Here is a 16,660-nt window from a genome sequence, read left to right on the forward strand (position 1 = left end):
GCGCTGCAGGAGCATGCCCGGCCACTCCCCCACGGTGAAGGGCGCCGTACGGGTGAAGCCGCAGCCTTCGTAGTAGGCGACCAGGCGGCCGTCGTCGCCGGCGTAGCAGTCGACGCGCAGCAGGCTCACGCCGCGCTCACGGGCCAGTTCGTAGGCGTGGTCGAGCAGGGCCCTGCCCACGCCGTGCCCGGCGAAGGCGCGGTCGATGACCAGGCACTGGACGTACAGCTCGCTCTCGTCCGCGGGCTTGACGTAGTCGTGGGGGTCGCCGACGACCAGGCAGCCGGCGGGCCGGCCGCCGACCTCGGCGATGCGCATGCCGCCGTTCTCGGCCCAGCCCGTGATCTGCCGGGTGCGTTTGGCGTCGCCGGTGAACGGCCTGCTGCCCCACTGGCCGGTGCGGCCCTGCGAGACCAGCCAGTTCACTGCGCTGTCGAACATGGCCAGCACGGCCGGGACGTCGCCGTCGCCGCCCTTCCGGATGTGCATGGAGGTCAGGTCTTCTCCTTCAGGGCGCTGCCCTTCTTCCACTGGGAGAACGACAGTTGCCAGTAGCCCCAGCCGTTGTTCCATTCGAGCTCGCGGTCGGTGCCCTTGACGTCGACGATGTCCCCGCGCTGGACGGTGTCGTAGAACCATTTCGCCTGGTCGGGGCGGGCGTTGATGCAGCCGTGGCTGACGTTCTGCCTGCCCTGGGCCCAGACGTTGTTCTTGGCGTGGACGTACTCGCCGGAGTTGGAGATCCGCACCGCGTGGTTGATCATGACGTCGTAGTACTCGGGGTCGCCCTTCTTGCGGCCCGGGGAGATCATGCGGACCGGGTTCGCGCGTTCCATGGTCAGGTGCACGCCGGAGCTGGTGGTGTACTCGCGGGTGGTGGCCTTGCCGGCGCTGATGCGCATGGTCTTGACGCGCTTGCCGTCCTTGTAGACGTACATCATGTGCTTGGCGACGTCGACCTTGCTGATCTGCTTGGCGCCGATGTTGAGGTCGGCGGTGTAGTCCTTGACGCCGTAGAGGCCCTTGCCGGCCTTGACGCCGGTGATGTCGGCGTGGAACTTCACCTTCTGGTGGGCCGGCCAGTATTTGGCGGTGCGGTAGATGACCTTGTTGTCGGCCACCCAGCGCCACGCGCCGTCGACGGGCTTTTCCGCCTCCACCTCCAGGGCGCGCTCGATGGCGGCCTTGTTGGCGACGGACTGGTTGAAGGTCACGATGATGGGCGCGCCCACGCCGAGGGTCTCGCCCTTGGCGTTGGGGGTGACGTCGACGACCTGCAGTGCACGCGCGGGCTTGGCGGTGGTGAAGGCGCTGGTGGAGGAGGTGACGCCGGCCTTGGCGGTGACGGTGTAGTCGGTCGACGGCTTCAGCGGCGTCTTGGAGACCCACCGGGTCCTGTCGGTGTTGAAGCGGCCCTCGACCGGTTCGTCGTCGCCTTCGACGGTCACGTCCTCCAGGGCGCCGCCGGCCGCCACGACAGTGATCTTCTTCTCCGGTTTGACCTTGGTGCTGCCCTCGGCGGGTGAGATCTTGATGGTCGGTGCCTGCGGGGTGGCCGACGTGGTGGCCTCGGGCGCCTCGCGTGTGCCCGAGGCGCCGCCGCCGGAGCATGAGGCCGTCAGCGCCGCGGCGGTGAGCAGCGCGAACGCGGTGGCGGGCTTCCTCCAAGCAGGCGCAGCGTTCAAGACAGTCCTTTCCCATCAGGGCACCAAAGGCACCCCAAAAACCATAATGCTCCTGCATGTAAGACGACGAATGATTTAGGAGAGTTCGGTCACATTTCAATCACTTCTGCGCGGTTGATCAACGCAGGTCAGCGCGGTGTAAGGCGGTGTGTCAGACCGGTGTGCCGGCGTCCCGCCCCCCGGGTGCGCACCGCCTGGGCCAGAGCCCGGCGCGAGCCGACGATCACGACGAGCTTCTTGGCGCGCGTGATGGCGGTGTAGAGCAGATTGCGTTGCAACATCATCCAGGCGCTGGTCGCCAGCGGGATGACGACGGCGGGATATTCGCTGCCCTGCGAACGGTGGATGGAGACCGCGTAGGCGTGGGCCAACTCGTCCAGCTCGTCGAAGGCGTACTCGACCGGCTCGTCCTCGTCGGTCAGGACGGTCAGCTTGTGCTCGTCGGGACGGATGTCGGTGACGAGGCCCACCGTCCCGTTGAACACCCCGGCGGCGCCCTTGTCGTAGTTGTTGCGCAGCTGAGTGACCTTGTCGCCGACGCGGAAGACGCGGCCGCCGTAACGGCGTTCCGGCATGCCCTCGCGGGCGGGCGTCAGAGCCTCCTGCAGGGCGAGGTTGAGCGCGCCCGCCCCGGCCGCGCCCCGGTGCATCGGCGCCAGCACCTGGACGTCGCGCCGCGGATCGAGACGGAAGCGCCGCGGGATGCGGCGGGCGACCACGTCGACCGTCAGCGCGGCGATCTCCTCCGGCTCCTCGCACGGGAACAGGAAGAAGTCCGACATGCCTTCCAGGACGGGGTGGTGGCCGGTGTTGACCCGGTGGGCGTTGACCACGACGCCCGACTCCTGCGCCTGGCGGAAGATCTGCGTCAGCCGCACCCGCGGCACCTCCTCGGCGGCCAGCAGGTCCTTGAGCACCTCACCGGCGCCGACCGACGGCAGCTGGTCGACGTCGCCCACGAACAGCAGGTGCGCGCCGGGGGCGACCGCCTTGACCAGCTTGTTGGCCAGCAGCAGGTCCAGCATCGACGCCTCGTCGACCACGACGAGGTCGGCGTCCAGCGGGTTGTCGCGGTCGAAGGTCGCATCGCCACCGGGCCGCAGCTGCAGCAGCCGGTGCACCGTGGTGGCCTCGTGACCGGTCAGCTCCGCCAGCCGCTTGGCCGCCCGGCCCGTCGGCGCCGCCAGGATCACCCGGGCGCGCTTGGCCCTGGCCAGCAGCACGATCGAGCGTACGGTGAAGCTCTTGCCGCAGCCCGGCCCGCCGGTCAGCACCGCGACCTTCTCCGTCAGTGCCAGGCGCACCGCCTGGCGCTGCTCGGGCGCCAGCTCGGCGCCCGTCTGACCGCGCAGCCACTGCTCGGCCCGCTCCCAGTCCACATCGGCGAACGTCTTGAGCCGGTCATGGCCGTTGCGCAGCAATCCCAGCAGGCCCAAGGCCAGCGACAGCTCGGCACGGTGGAACGGCGGCAGGTAGACGGCCGGCACCACGTTGTCGCCCGCGGGGATCTGCTCGCGTACCACCCCCTCGGCCGCCACCAGCTCCTCCAGGCACACCGCCACCAGGTCGGCTGGCACCTCCAGGATCTTCACCGCGTCCCCCACCAGGTTGGGGGCCGGCAGGTAGCAGTGGCCGTCGTCGGCGGCCTGCGACAGCGTGTAGCGCAGCCCCGCCATGACCCGCTCCGGGCTGTCGTGCGGGATGCCGACCGCCTGCGCGATGGTGTCGGCCGTCTTGAAGCCGATCCCCCACACGTCGTCGGCCAGTTTGTACGGCTGCGTCCTGACGATGTCGATGGATGACTCGCCGTACTGTTTGAAGATGCGCACCGCGATCGAGGTGGACACCCCGACCCCCTGCAGGAAGATCATCACCTCTTTGATGATCTTCTGTTCCTCCCAGGCGGCGGCAATCATCCTCGTCCGCTTGGGACCCAGCCCCGGCACCTCGGCCAGGCGCCCCGGCTCCTGCTCGATGACCTCCAGCGTGTCGAGCCCGAAATGGTCGACGATCCGCTCGGCCATCTTCGGGCCGATGCCCTTGATCAGCCCGGAGCCGAGATAACGCCGGATGCCCTGCACGGTGGCCGGCAACACCGTCGTGTAGGACCACACCTCGAACTGGCGGCCGTAGCGGGGATGCGACGTCCAGCGGCCCCGCAACCGCAGGGACTCCCCGACCTGCGCGCCGAGCAGCGGGCCGACGACCGTCAGCAGTTCCGCGCCGGAACGCTCGGTCGCCACCCGCGCGATCGTGTAGCCGCTGGTCTCATCGGCATAGGTGATGCGCTCAAGTACCGCGCTCAACTCAGTAACGACATTTTCGGAGCTCCCACCCCGGCTCCCCTCGGGCCTCCCCACACCGACGAGACTAGGGCAGATCAACAGCACTGCGGCACCTTCTCTGAGCCACAGAGTTCGCGAACTATGCCGAACGTGTGACCACTACTCCCCTCTCCAGCTCCTGCTCGTCACTTGTTGCGGGGACCGGGAGGGGGTCGCCGGGCGTCCGGCCGACCGCAACCCGTTCTTCGCACACAGTCGGCTGGCTCGACTCCGCCGACGCGCCGGCGCGCTCCCACCTCCGGCCCCAGAGTGCCGGCGGACGGCGACATCGACCCCACCACCCGGCGCGTGGGTGCCGGTCACCCGCCGAATGTACGTTCAGCCTCCCTTGGCCGTACGAATCATCGGACACTCTCCGGGCATTCCTTGAGCGTGAACTGGAACCTCAGGGGGTCCTGAGTTCCTCTTTTGGCTCCTGGGCGGGGACGGTGTCCAGCACTCCATGACGGTGCAGGTGGTTGCGGGCGGCTGCGATCGCCTCGGGGGTGGAGGCGAACACGTGCCCAGCCGCATCGAGCCGGGCGATCACGCCCAGAGCGTGCAGCGCCTGGTGGTGGCCGTCGCGGATGCCGGAAACGTACACGGTGATGCCGCGGCGTTCCAGCCGGGTGATGGCGTCGCCCAGGATGAGCGCGCCGCTGGCGTCGACGGTGGTGACGCGCGACATGCGCAAGATCACCACGGACACCGTCGCGACCTCGGACAGTTCCAGCAGGAAGCGGTGGGCAGCGGCGAAGAACAGCGGCCCGTCCAGCCGATAGGCGATGATGTGCTCGGCCAGCAGCGCGTGCTCCTGCTCGGTGTGATCACCGGGCAGGTCGGCGCGGATCGGTGTCTCATCCAGGCGGACGTTGCGGGCGATGGCGCGCAATGCGAGCGCGCCGGCCACGATCAGTCCGAGGATGACCGCCTGGACCAGGTCCAGGGCCAGGGTGGCCAGCGCGGTCAGTGCCAGGACGACGGCGTCGCCCCGGGTGGCGCGGGCCATCGCCTTGACGGAGCCCGCCTCGACCATCCGCACCGCGGTGGCCAGCAGTACTCCGGCCAGCGCGGCCAGCGGGATCCGGGCGACCAGGTCGGCCGCCGCGTAGACGATCGCAGCGAGGATCGCGGCGTGGGCGAGCGCGGCCAGCCGGGATGTGGCGCCGGAGCGCACGTTGACCGCGGTGCGAGCGATGGCGCCGGTCGCCGGGACACCGCCGAACAGCGGGGTGAACAGGTTGGCCAGGCCCTGGCCGAACAGCTCGCGGTCTGGGTCGTGCTTGTGGTTGACGCTCATGCCATCGGCCACCGCCGCCGACAGCAGCGACTCCAGCGCGGCAAGCGCGGCCACCGCTACTGCGGGGGCAAGCAGCGAGCTGAGGGCAGCCGGATCGAGGAAGCCCAGTGACGGCGCGGGTAGCCCGGCGGGCAGCGCACCGATCCGCACCAGCGGCGCCTGCGCCAGTTCCGCTACCACGGTGACCGCGACCACCGTCAGTAGCGAGAACGGCACCGTAGGCCGCCAGCGGGCACCGGCCAGCATGAGGACGGCCACGGCCAGCGCGGTCACCGGCGCCCACCACGACGGGCTGGCCAGGAAGGCTTGTACGGCGTGCCAGGCCACCACCAGCACCCGGTCGCCCTCCGGTGTCGGCACGCCGAGCGCGGAGGGGACCTGCTGCAACGCGATGACGCAGGCGATGCCGAGGGTGAAGCCCTCCACCACCGGCGCGGGCACCAGCGCCATGTACCGGCCCGCCCGGACCAGCGCCAACGCGATCAGCATCAACCCGGCCAGCATCCCCACCGTCAACACGCCCGAGGCGCCGTAGGAGTGCACGATCGGCACCAGCACCACGGTCATCGCCCCGGTCGGGCCGGACACCTGCAGCCCGGAGCCGCCGAAGACGGCGGCCAGCGCGCCCGCGACCACCGCGGTGGCCAGCCCCGCCGCCGCACCCATCCCCGAGGAGATACCGAACCCCAGCGCCAGCGGCAACGCCACGACCGCCACCGTCAACCCGGCCAGCAGATCACGGCGCGGACGACGGCCCATGGTGGCCAGCTCATCACGCGTGGGCAGCACCGAACGCACCCGGGCCCAGCCCGAGGACAGCATGGAGCTCACGCCGCGCCCGCTCCCGGACCAGTTGCCGAACCGGCCTGCGCCTTCAACAGCTCATCGAGCAGCTCGTGCTGACCGGCCAGCTTGTGGGTGAGCAGTTGGCGGCCGGCGCGCAGCAGTTCGGCCACATCCCCGCCGGACAGGCTGTAGACGACGGTGGAGCCGTCGCGGTGCGCGGTGACCATGCCCGAGCGGCGCAACACGGCCAGATGCTGCGACAACCCGGTCGCCTCCACCTCGATAGCGGCCAGCAGGTCCCGGACCGGCCGGGGGCCCTCCTGCAGCAGTTCCAGCACCCGGATCCGTACCGGATGACCCAGCAGCCGAAACAGCTCGGCCTTGGCCTCATACAAGGGAACGGAATTCATCACGCTCGCCCGTCCGCTTGGCTGGCGGCGCCGGGCGCCTCGGCCGGCGAGTCGATGGGGACGCCGTGGCGCCGCGCGAAGCGCTGCACGTCCTCCCACGCCACTTCGGCCTGGAGGACCTGGTCGGCATCGCCGTCATCGCGAACGGCCTCCAGCGCTGCCCGCGCGCGTGCAGCCCGCTCCTGCACGGCGGCGACGAACGACTGACTCACCAGACCTCCTGCGTCAGAAAACTCACGGATATAGGATGTACTAAATTACGCATATTCGCAATTCCGTGATGCTGAAGGTGCTCTGCTCGAACTCGGTTACACCTCGGTGGAAGCCGGCCTCAGTCCTGCTCCTCATCGTCAGCGGGCATGGTTGGACCCGCAGCGGCCGCAGGCCTGCGCTGGGCTGGGCTGTGAGGCGGTGAAAGGGCCTCGTCGCACGCGTACAGCTCGGAGCGGTGAATGCGACGCTGGGTGACGGTAACGCCGAAGTCTTCACGGAGCAGGTCCATGATCTGGCGGCGGGTGATCCCCTCAAGGATGTCCTCGGTGACCGGCGGCGTGGCCCACTCGTCCCCTACGCGTATGAGAACGTTCGACGTGGTCGCCTCAGCGACGTGTGCCTCCACGATCTGTGCTCCTCAGACCCGTAGCCCCAGGTGCCATGCGGTGCCCGGACGGTCCCGGCCGGGCACTTGCAGGTCAAGACGCTGACCAGTTCCCGTACCCGGCGAGGGCCGCACTGCCTACTTCGGCACGTAGAGCCGGATGTCGGTCAGGCTGGCGCTGCCCTCGTACACGTTGGTGTAGAGGTCGCCGATCACGAAGTAGTCGGGGTAGGCGGACCCGGCCGGCCACTGGTCGGGCCAGGTCGCGCTGCCATTGCTATCGTTTTGCACGAGGTCGCCGTTGAAGCGGCCGTCGTATTCCTCCGGTTTGACGTTGTAGTGCCAGATGGGGACGTCGTCGACGACGAACGGCCGGTGGAAGCGGATGGTCTTCTTCCCCACCCGGGCGAAGTTGCCGCTGGCCTCCAGGGTGTAGCCGGTCTCGTCACGTTCGATCGCGAAGGTGTAGTACTCGTTGGGCATGAGCTCGGGCTGCAGCTCGGCGGCCGAGGAGAGTTGCCGCTCGGCCACCCCGCCGGAGCAGGTGGTCATGAACCACTGGGAGTTGCCTGCCAGGCCGCCCTGGCCGGGCTGCCAGTTGGGCATGCCGCTGATCCACATGTTGACCGTGTTGAAGCCGCTGTCTCTGTAGTTGTAGTAGTGGCCGGTGTTGGAGTCGCAGACGCGGCCGCCGGTGCCGGTGCCGACTCGGTCGGGGTGCTGGGAGAAGGAGTCCATCAGCACCTTGCGGCGATAGTGCCAGAAGTGGTTGTTGCGCGGCGCGGGGTTGGCGAAGTCCACGATCGTCATGAAGTGAAAGCCGTTGTAGCCGTAGCGGCCCGCGCGGACGTCCTGCCAGTCACAGTAGGGAGAGGCTGCGTCGCCGTTCCAGCCCGGGCTGCGCGATCCCTCGCCCCAGGGGTGCTGGGTCTTGCAGCCTTCGGTTGAGTAGCCGTTGATGCGGCCGTCGTACTCGATCGTGCCGTTACGCTTGCCGCCGAAGTCGATGGTCTTCAGTTTGTACTCGACCCGGTACTCGTCGGGCAGTGCGTTCGTCGGGCGGAAGATCGCGCCACCGGTGTGGTCGGGCACTTTGAGCTCGGCCACCGGCCCGCCCTTGATCACCTTTCTGGTGATGGAGGGCGGCGACTCGATCACGCCGTCCTTGTTCCAGTCGCGGGCCGACAGCGACGCGGTCAGCCAGCCGTCCTTGCCGACCTTGAATTCCTTGCGGTAGGTGTCGAACGACTCGAACGCGGTGTTCCATGCCGGTCCGTAGTCGTTCTGGTACCACTGGCCCGCGTCGTCCATGATCGTGTCGAACGGCTTGGCGTACGTCTCCTTGGCCCAAGGGGCGTCGCCGAGAGGCTTGGCGAAGTTCTCCTGGTACAGCAGCCGCCAGCCGGCCTTGGCCTCGGCGGGCGGGTGGATAGCCATCGGCGTCATGGCTAGCACAAGGGCCAGAACGCCGCGGGTCGCGAGTTTTCGTGGCAAGGTTTCCTCCGGGGGTTAGAAGGTGCCGTTGGGGTCGTAGTACTGGGCCGCGTTCTCCTTGGTGACCATGGGTGACGGCACGACGGTGTCCTTTTCCACCTGCGCGCCGCCGAGGATCTCGACGGCCCGGTCGAGTCCCTTGCTGCCGATCACGTCGGCGTCGTTGAGGCCGGTGACCATATAGTTCGTGCCGTCCTGGATCGCCTTGAGTGCTTCGTTCTGGCCGTCCACCCCCGCCAGGACGATCTGTTCGGTCTTGCCGGCGTCGGCGATGGCTCGCTGCGCGCCCAGGCACATCGCGTCGTTCTCGCAGAAGACGGCCTTGAGGTCGCCGTGCTGGGCCAGCAGGCTTTCCATGACCGACAGGCCGCCGTCGGAGCTCCAGTTGCCGAAGTCGGGGGCCTCGACGAGGGTGATGCCCTGGGCGGTGCCGAGTATCGATTTCAGCCCTTCGGTACGGGCCAGGCCGATCGTGTTGTCGGCCGGCCCGCCCTTGATGATGCCGACCTTGCCGCCGTCGGCCAGCTGCTTGGCCAGGAACTGGCCGTCCTGCACGCCGATCGCCTTGTTGTCGGGGCCGATCCAGCTTGTGTACTCGCCGGTGGCGAACTTGCGGTCGACCAGCACGACGGGCTTGCCTGCTTGCTTGATGGCGTTGAGTGCGGCGGGCGCCGACTCCAGCGGGCCTCCGGAGATGATTATCGCGTCAACGTTCTTGCTGAGCAGGTCCTCGACGTTGGAGGTCAGCTTGGCGGCGTCGCCGTTGGCGTCGGTGCTGATGATCTCGACGTTCCCCTTCTTCTTGGCCTGGGCGGTGATGGCCTTGTCCATGCCGCTGAAGTAGGGGCCGCTGAGCAGGAAGCTGGCGACGCCGATGGTGTGGGTGCCGTCGTCCTGGCCGCTCCCGGAGGAACAGGAGGTGAGGGCGAGGCAGCAGGCGAGGATGAGAATTCGTAGCTTCATCATTTTCTCCGGACGAGGATGACGACGATGATGATCAAGCCCTTGAGCACCTGCTGCCAGAAGCTCTGTACGCCGTACAGGTTGAGCAGGTTGTTGATGAGAACCAGGACGAGCACACCGCCGAACGTCGCCCGGACCGAGCCGCGCCCGCCCGACAGGCTGGCGCCGCCGATGACGCAGGCGGCGATCGCGTCGAGTTCGAAGGCCACGCCGACGCTGGGCTGTGCGATGCCGACGCGGCTGGCCAGGACCACCCCGGCCAGCCCGGCGCAGGCGCCGCTGATCGCGTACGCGAAGACCACGTGCTTGCGGACGTTGATGCCGGCCAGCCGCACGGTCTCGGCGTTGCCGCCGATCGCGATGATGGACCGGCCGGCGGGGGTGCGGGTCAGGAACACGCCGCCGGCGATGAAGACGATCGCCATAATGAGCGTGATGAGCGGGATCGGGCCGAGCATGGTCGAGCCGAGTGCGAGGAACGCCGGGTCCTCCGGAGTGACGGGTACCTCGGAGTAGACGAACGCCAGGCCGCGGATCGTGGTGAGCGCGGCCAGCGTCACCACGAACGGCGCGAGCGCGAACCGTGCCACCAGCACGCCGTTGATCAGCCCGAACGCGATGCCGGCCGTCACGCCCACGGCCATCGCGACGGGGATGGGCAGCCCTGCGGCCAGACCGGCGGCGAGGATGCCGGAGAAGGCGACCACGGAGCCGACCGACAGGTCGATGCCGCCGGTGAGGATCACCACCAGCATGCCGAAGGCCAGCAGGCCCGTCGTGACCATCTGCTTGAGCAGGTTGGTGAGGTTGACCGGGGTGAGGAAGGTGTCGGACGTCGTGGCGGCCACCACAATCAGCAGGACGACGACGGACGCGGAGATCGCCTCGGCTGTGATGTCCCGTCCCCGCAGTACGAGGCGGGGGGAGGCGACGGTCATGTGGGGGTTCCCATCGAATAAGCGAGGACCTCGTCCTCGCTGGTCTCATCGGAGCGCAACTCGCCGACGATCCGGCCGTGCGCCATCACGAGCACGCGGTCGCTCGCCCCGATCACCTCAGTGAGGTCGGAGGAGATGAGCAGCACCGCCACGCCTTCTCGGGCGAGCGCGTCGATCATGCGGTAGATCTCCACGCGGGTGGCCATGTCCACGCCGCGGGTGGGCTCGTCCAGCAGCAGCACGCGCGGGCCCTTGAGCAGCCACTTGGCCAGCACCGCCTTCTGCTGGTTCCCGCCGCTCAGGTGCTCCACCACCATGGGCGCGCAGCCGACCGGCTGGATGCCCAGCCGCCCGATCATGCCGCCTATCTCGTCGCGCTGCTTGGCCAGGTCGATGAACGGCCCCTTGAGCGTGGTGAGCGCGATGTTGTCGCGCACCGACATGCCGAGCACGAGCCCGGTGCGCTTGCGGTCCTCGGTGACCAGCGCGAGCCCGGCCGCGATGGCCTCGGCAGGAGAGGAGTACGCACCGCTGCCCGCGGTGGCCGGCTCGACGCCGAACACGCACCGGGCCAGCTCGCTGCGACCCGACCCGACCAGTCCGAACATGCCCACGATCTCGCCCGCCCGCAGCGTGAACGACACGTCCTGGAACTCGCCCGTCCTGGTGAGCCCGGAAACCTGGAGCCGGGTCTGGCCGGGCTCGGAACGGCGGCCGGGATAGATCTGCTCCAGCCGCCTGCCTGCCATGAGCCTGATGAGGTCGTTCTCGCTCGTTCGCGCCGGCTCGGTCGTCTCGATGACCCGGCCGTCCTTGATCACCACGATGGAGGTGGCCATGTCGAGCACCTCGGTCAGCCGGTGCGAGACGTAGATCACCAGAACGCCGCGCTCCCGCAGCCGCCGGATCAGCGCGAACAATGAGTCGAGGTCGTGCCCCGAGAGCACGGCCGACGGCTCGTCAAGGATCAGCACGCGCGGCTCTTTCACCAGCGCCTTGGCGATCTCGACCATCTGCTGGCGGGCTATGGTCAGCTGCTTCGCGGGCGTGCGCGGGTCGATTGTGCGGAACCCGATCGACTCCAGCAACTCGGCGGTTCTGGCGTGCGCGGCGGGCCAGTCGATGAGACCGCGCCGCCGGGGGAAGTCGCCCATCAGCAGGTTCTCGGTGACCGACAGCCCGGGCACCAGCGTCAGCTCCTGGTAGACGGTCCTGATGCCTCGCTCGTGCGCGTCGTGCGGGGATCGCAGCCGTACGTGCCCGCCGTCGATCCACATCTCCCCCACGCTCATCGGCTCGGCCCCGGACAGGATCTTGATCAGGGTCGACTTGCCCGCCCCGTTGGCGCCCACCACGGCCAACACCTCGCCGAAGCGCCCCTCCAGGTCGATCCCGTGGAGTACCCCGACGCCTGCGTAGTCCTTGGTGACACCACGCAGCACGAGGCTCATTCGAACGCCTCCATGACGATGACTGTCTTCTGGCGGGTGAACTCCAGCGCGGTGTCGTGCACGCCCTCCCGATGGCCGCCGGTGGCCTTCGTGCCGCCGAACGGCAGGTTCTCTGCTCGCAGCGCGGTGGACCCGTTGATCACCACGCTGCCGACGTCGAGCTTGCTCGCGATCGTGAACGCGCGGGAGATATCGCGGGTGAAGACCGCCGCCTGCAGCCCGTACGGCGAGTCGTTGGCCAGCCGCACCGCCTCCATGGGGTCGGTGAAGGAGGCCACCGGGGCGACGGGCCCGAAGATCTCCTCGGCGAACGCCTCGCTGGAGACCGGCACGTCGGACAGCACGGCCGGGTCGTAGAACGCCTCTCGCCTGCCGCCGCCGGTGACCAGCGTGGCCCCGTCGGAAACGAGCCGGTGCACGGCCGCCTCGACCCGCTCGGCCGCCTCCTGCGCGATCAGCGGGCCGACATCGGTCGACTCCAGCATCTGGTCGCCGACGGTGAGCTTGCGTGTCTGCTCCAGCAGCGCCTCCACGAACTCCCCGTAGACGGCCTGCTCGGCGTAGACACGCTTGACGGCGCAGCAGATCTGCCCATTGCCCCTGGCCAGGCGTCCGAGTACGACGGCGCGGGCGGCCTCGCCCAGGTCGGCGTCGGCGCAAACGATCAGGGCGTCGTTACCGCCGAGCTCCAGGAAGACCTTCTTCAGCGTGTCCGCTCCGCGTCTGGCCAGCTCCCTGCCGGCCACCGTGCTACCGGTCAACGACACCGCCACGATGCCGGGCAACTCGGCGAGGAGCTGGGACACGCGTACGCCGCCGGTGACCACCTGGTGCGCGTGCGGCGGCGCGCCGGCCTGCGCGACCAACTCGGCCACGCGCAGCACGGCGAGCGGGCATCGCGCGGGCGGCTGCGCGACCACGGCGTTGCCTGCGGCGAGCGCTGCGGCGGCCTTGTGGGCGTAGAGCTCCACGGGATAGTTGAACGGCACGATGGCCGCCACGACACCGAGCGGCTCTCGCATGGTCACCGCGAGATGTCGCTCCAGCCCGGGCACGGCGTCCAGCGGGATCTGCCTGCCGAACAACCTGGTCGCCTCGCCCGCGTAGCCGCGGAAGATGCGTACGGCGGCTTCCACCTCGCCCCGCGTCTGCGCAATGGGCTTGCCGTTCTCGGCCGCCAGCAGTCGCGCAAGGCTCTCCGACTCCGTCTCGACGAGGTCCGCCACCCGCCGCAGGAGGGATTCGCGCTCGTACGCTGGTAATGCGGCCATCTCCTGCTGGCCGGCCTGCGCGGTGTCCACCACACTCGCCACGCGTTCCTCGGTGAACGACTCGACCTCGCCGAGCAACTCCCCGGTGCCAGGGTTACAAACCTCGATCATTTACCTGTCCCTGTAACGACAATATGGACATCACTTGTAATTACAGGATGCTAGGATGTTAGGCAAGGGTCTACCGCCGGATGTCTAAAGTTGGGGCCATCCCAGCCCACCCGGAGCGGCAGATGATCCTCACCCATGACCTCGGCACCACCGGCGACAAGGCGGCGATGTTCGGCGACGACGGCGCACTCAAGGCGGCGACCACCGCTCGTTACCCCACCGTGTTCGGATCCGGCGGCCGGGCTGAACAGTCTCCGCTCGACTGGTGGGACGCCGTGATCCGCTCGACCCGGGAGCTGCTGGAGCAGACAGGCACGGACCCGGCGAAAATCACCTGCGTGTCATTCTCCGGTCAGATGATGGGCGCGGTCTTCCTCGACGGCACCGGCGAGCCGGTGCGCCCGGCGATCATCTGGGCCGACACCCGCTCCGCCGGCCAGTGCGAGCCTCTCCTCGGCCGGATCCCGATGGCCAGGGTCTACGAGCTGACCGGCCACCGACTCAACGCCACGTACTCGCTGACGAAGGTGCTCTGGGTGCGTGAGCACGAGCCGGCCGCCTACGCCGCGACGCGCGTAATCGTGCAGGCCAAGGATTTCGTCGCGTACCGGCTGACCGGTCACCTGGCGACCGACCCGTCCGACGCATCCAGCACCAACGCCTTCGACCAGAAGGCTGGCGCCTGGTCGGAGGAGATCCTGGCCGCCGCCGACGTGCCGATGGCGTTGTGGCCGGAGGTCGTCCCGTCCACCACCGTGATCGGGCATGTCACGTCCGAGGCGGCTGCGCTCACCGGGCTCGCCCAGGGCACCCCCGTCGTGATCGGCGGCGGTGACGGGCCGTGCGCGGCGGCGGGCGCGGGCGTGGTGGCGCCCGGCTCCGCCTACACCTACCTGGGCTCCTCCTCCTGGATCTCGCTAGCCGCCGACGAGCCCCTGCTCGACCCCCGCATGCGCACGATGACGTTCAACCACGTCGTGCCCGGCCGTTTCGTGCCCACCGCCACCATGCAGGCCGGCGGCGGGTCGCTGGAGTGGATCAGCGAGCTACTCGCCGAGCCGCACGCCGACCTGCTCCAGGCCGCCATCAAGGTCGAGGCCGCCGGTGACGGCCTGTTCTTCCTGCCCCACCTGCTCGGGGAGCGCTCGCCGTACTGGAATCCCAAGGCACGCGCCGCCTTCATCGGCCTGGCCCGCCACCACGAGCGCGCCCACCTGTTCAGGGCCGTGCTGGAAGGCGTGGCCATGAACCTCCTGACCGGGCTGCGGGCCTTCGCCGGCAACGGCACCGCGATCGAGCGCATCGATGCCGTCGGCGGCGCGGCCGTGGCCGGCGAGGTGCTGCACGTGCTGGCCGACGTCTGGGGCCTGCCGGTGCGCCGCCGTACGATCGTCGAGGCCAACAGCCTGGGCGCGGCGATCGTGGGCGGAATCGCGATGGGCGTCTTCGACGGCTTCGGCATCGCGCCGGCGCTCTCGGCCGCCGAGCCGCCAATCATGCCGGACAAGATCGCCCACGAGCGATACATTCCGCAGTATCACCGCTTCCTCGACGCCTACGCCCGGCTGGAGCCGTGGTTCAATGAGCATTGAAATTTTGTCCCGGGATGCCGCCGAGGCCCGCACCGGCCCCGACATCATGCGGTTTCTCGGCGTCACGACCTCGCGATCGTCGATCCAGGCCCTGTTCCCCCGCTGGGTCCGTGCCCTTGGGCTGCCTGCCGCCCGCCTGATCGGGCAGGACCTGCCGCTCGGCAGCCCGCCGGAGACCTACCGCGCCGCGGTGGCCGACCTCGTCGCGGACCCGCACACCTGCGGCGCCCTGATCACCAGCCACAAGACCGGCGTCCATGCCGCCGCGGCCGACCTGTTCGACGAGCTCGACGACTACGCCCGGCTGTGCGGGGAGATCTCCCTCATCACTAAGCGGGAGGGGCGACTGCTGGGCGCGGCCAGGGACGTCGTGACGGCGGCCCGCGCTCTGCGCGAGCTGCTGCCTCCAAGCCACTTCGCGAGGACCGGCGGACACGCGCTGTGTCTCGGCGCCGGCGGGGCCGGGCTGGCGATCGCCGTCCTGCTGCTGGAACGTCACGCCGACCGGCCGGAGCGCCTGGTGGTGACGGACGTGGTGCCAGAGCGGCTGCGCAGGGTACGCGACGTGGCGGCCATCCTCGGGGCGCCGGTGGACGCGCGATGCGCGCCGTCGGGCGACGACCTGCTCGCCGGCCTGCCCGACGGCTCGCTCGTGGTCAATGCCACCGGCATGGGCAAGGACCGGCCGGGCTCGCCGATCGGCGACGCCGCGCTGTTCCCCCGCCGGGCCGTCGTCTGGGAGCTGAACTACCGGGGGCCGCTCGACTTCCTGCGCCAGGCCAGGCGCCAGGCCGCTCGGCGGGGGCTGCGCGTGGCGGACGGGTGGCGCTACTTCCTGCACGGCTGGACCGACCACATCGGCGGCGTCTTCGGGATCACGATCGGCGAGGAGACATTCGCCCGGCTCGACACGATCGCACACACCTCAGGGGAGTCATGACACGACAGCGGCTGGACCGGGAGTCTTTCGTCCCGATGTACTACCAGCTCCAGCAGGCCCTCATCCAGGACATGGACTCGGGAGCGCACCGCGCGGGCGACCGGCTGCCCAGCGAGAGCGAGCTCTGCGACGCGTACGGCGTGTCCAGGACCGTGGTCAGGCAGGCGCTGCGCGAGCTGGAGATCAGCGGGCGCATCGTGCGCAGGAAGGGACAAGGGTCGTTCGTCGCGCCGCCCAAGACCTCCGAGCGTCTCGTCCAGACCCTCACCGGCCTGCACGAAGACGTCACCTCGCGCGGCGGCACAATGCGCAGCGACGTGCGCCTCCTCGACCGGGTCCCGGCCACGCCCGAGGTCGCCGCCGAGTTGTCGATCGCCCCGGGCGATCCGGTCATTGTGCTCGACCGGTTGCGGTTCGTGGATGAGATCCCCTGGGTCGTGGTGGTGACGTACCTGCCGTACACGATGTGCCCTCGGCTCCTGGAGGAGGACCTGACCCACCAGTCGCTGTACGCGCTGCTGGAGGACACGTACGGGATCGAGATCTCCTGGGGGCGACGGCGCGTGGAGGCCGTGCCCGCGCCCGCGCCGGTGGCGCGGGCACTGGAAATCCGCCGCGACAGCCCGATCCTCCTGCTGTCCAGTACGTCGTACGCACCGGACGGCCGGCCCGTCGAATACTTCGTCGCCTCGCACCGAGGTGATCTGAGCCGGTTCGAGGTACGGCTGGAACGGCGCAAGGGCGCGCCGCGCGGCCCCTTGCTCACGGTACAGTCCGCCGGCGCATGACCGCCCGCG

General features: G+C 69.3%; 15 protein-coding genes and 1 pseudogene. 3 read left to right on the top strand and 13 right to left on the bottom strand.

All coding sequences use genetic code 11. The features are described from left to right. From E1267_RS13720 to E1267_RS13775, 13 genes and pseudogenes are all read right to left on the bottom strand, one after another. Nucleotides 1–489: GNAT family N-acetyltransferase (locus E1267_RS13720; protein ID WP_132332828.1), on the bottom strand; the 489-nt coding region annotated here is incomplete at its 3' end. Between the two features lie 5 nt (nt 490–494). Continuing rightward, complete coding sequence (locus E1267_RS13725) at nt 495–1,685, bottom strand: L,D-transpeptidase (protein WP_132332829.1); 1,191 nt, start codon at nt 1,683–1,685, stop codon at nt 495–497. Nucleotides 1,686–1,813: 128 nt separating this feature from the next. Next, the gene (recD2, locus tag E1267_RS13730) at nt 1,814–3,991 is read right to left on the bottom strand and encodes an SF1B family DNA helicase RecD2 (RefSeq protein WP_132332830.1); all 2,178 of its coding nucleotides are present in this window, start codon (nt 3,989–3,991) and stop codon (nt 1,814–1,816) included. A 424-nt stretch (nt 3,992–4,415) separates the two neighbouring features. Beyond that, a complete protein-coding gene (locus tag E1267_RS13735; RefSeq protein ID WP_132332857.1) occupies nt 4,416–6,131 on the bottom strand; it encodes a SulP family inorganic anion transporter in 1,716 nt (571 codons plus the stop codon). Nucleotides 6,132–6,136: 5 nt separating this feature from the next. Further along, nucleotides 6,137–6,505: an ArsR/SmtB family transcription factor gene (locus E1267_RS13740; protein WP_132332831.1), complete on the bottom strand. Its 369-nt coding sequence runs from the start codon at nt 6,503–6,505 to the stop codon at nt 6,137–6,139. Next, a complete protein-coding gene (locus E1267_RS13745; protein ID WP_132332832.1) occupies nt 6,505–6,717 on the bottom strand; it encodes a hypothetical protein in 213 nt (70 codons plus the stop codon). Before E1267_RS13745 ends, E1267_RS13740 begins: the two co-directional genes overlap by 1 nt. Before the next feature lie 119 nt (nt 6,718–6,836). Continuing rightward, nucleotides 6,837–7,124, bottom strand: a complete 288-nt coding sequence (locus E1267_RS13750; protein ID WP_165959599.1) for an aminotransferase class IV — start codon at nt 7,122–7,124, stop codon at nt 6,837–6,839. 117 nt (nt 7,125–7,241) lie between these two features. Further along, entirely contained in the window at nt 7,242–8,540 is a 1,299-nt protein-coding gene (locus tag E1267_RS13755) for a hypothetical protein (RefSeq protein ID WP_220449468.1), read from the bottom strand. Between the two features lie 72 nt (nt 8,541–8,612). Further along, entirely contained in the window at nt 8,613–9,563 is a 951-nt protein-coding gene (locus E1267_RS13760; RefSeq protein WP_132332835.1) for a substrate-binding domain-containing protein, read from the bottom strand. After that, entirely contained in the window at nt 9,560–10,498 is a 939-nt protein-coding gene (locus tag E1267_RS13765; protein ID WP_132332836.1) for an ABC transporter permease, read from the bottom strand. Before E1267_RS13765 ends, E1267_RS13760 begins: the two co-directional genes overlap by 4 nt. After that, nucleotides 10,495–11,337: an ATP-binding cassette domain-containing protein gene (locus E1267_RS47870; protein ID WP_425465077.1), complete on the bottom strand. Its 843-nt coding sequence runs from the start codon at nt 11,335–11,337 to the stop codon at nt 10,495–10,497. The genes E1267_RS13765 and E1267_RS47870 overlap by 4 nt, the downstream gene beginning before the upstream one ends. 123 nt (nt 11,338–11,460) lie before the next feature. Then, a pseudogene (locus tag E1267_RS47875) lies at nt 11,461–11,949 on the bottom strand (ATP-binding cassette domain-containing protein); the annotation flags it as partial. Further along, nucleotides 11,946–13,331 carry an aldehyde dehydrogenase family protein gene (locus E1267_RS13775; RefSeq protein ID WP_132332838.1) on the bottom strand — a complete coding sequence of 462 codons (1,386 nt, stop codon included), beginning with the start codon at nt 13,329–13,331 and terminating at the stop codon, nt 11,946–11,948. The gene E1267_RS13775 and the pseudogene E1267_RS47875, both read right to left, overlap by 4 nt. Nucleotides 13,332–13,453: 122 nt before the next feature. On the opposite strand from E1267_RS13775, the gene E1267_RS13780 reads away from it, so the two are divergent. Genes E1267_RS13780 through E1267_RS13790 form a run of 3 tightly spaced genes read left to right on the top strand, consistent with a single transcriptional unit; the run spans nt 13,454 to nt 16,651 of the window. Then, a complete protein-coding gene (locus tag E1267_RS13780) occupies nt 13,454–14,923 on the top strand; it encodes a xylulokinase (RefSeq protein WP_132332839.1) in 1,470 nt (489 codons plus the stop codon). Then, complete coding sequence (locus E1267_RS13785) at nt 14,913–15,863, top strand: hypothetical protein (protein ID WP_220449469.1); 951 nt, start codon at nt 14,913–14,915, stop codon at nt 15,861–15,863. Before E1267_RS13780 ends, E1267_RS13785 begins: the two co-directional genes overlap by 11 nt. Beyond that, on the top strand, nt 15,860–16,651 hold the full coding sequence (locus tag E1267_RS13790) for a GntR family transcriptional regulator (protein ID WP_132332840.1): 792 nt from the start codon (nt 15,860–15,862) through the stop codon (nt 16,649–16,651). Before E1267_RS13785 ends, E1267_RS13790 begins: the two co-directional genes overlap by 4 nt. The last annotated feature ends 9 nt before the right edge of the window (nt 16,652–16,660 follow it).

This window comes from Nonomuraea longispora, from assembly GCF_004348345.1.
Lineage (GTDB): Bacteria > Actinomycetota > Actinomycetes > Streptosporangiales > Streptosporangiaceae > Nonomuraea > Nonomuraea longispora.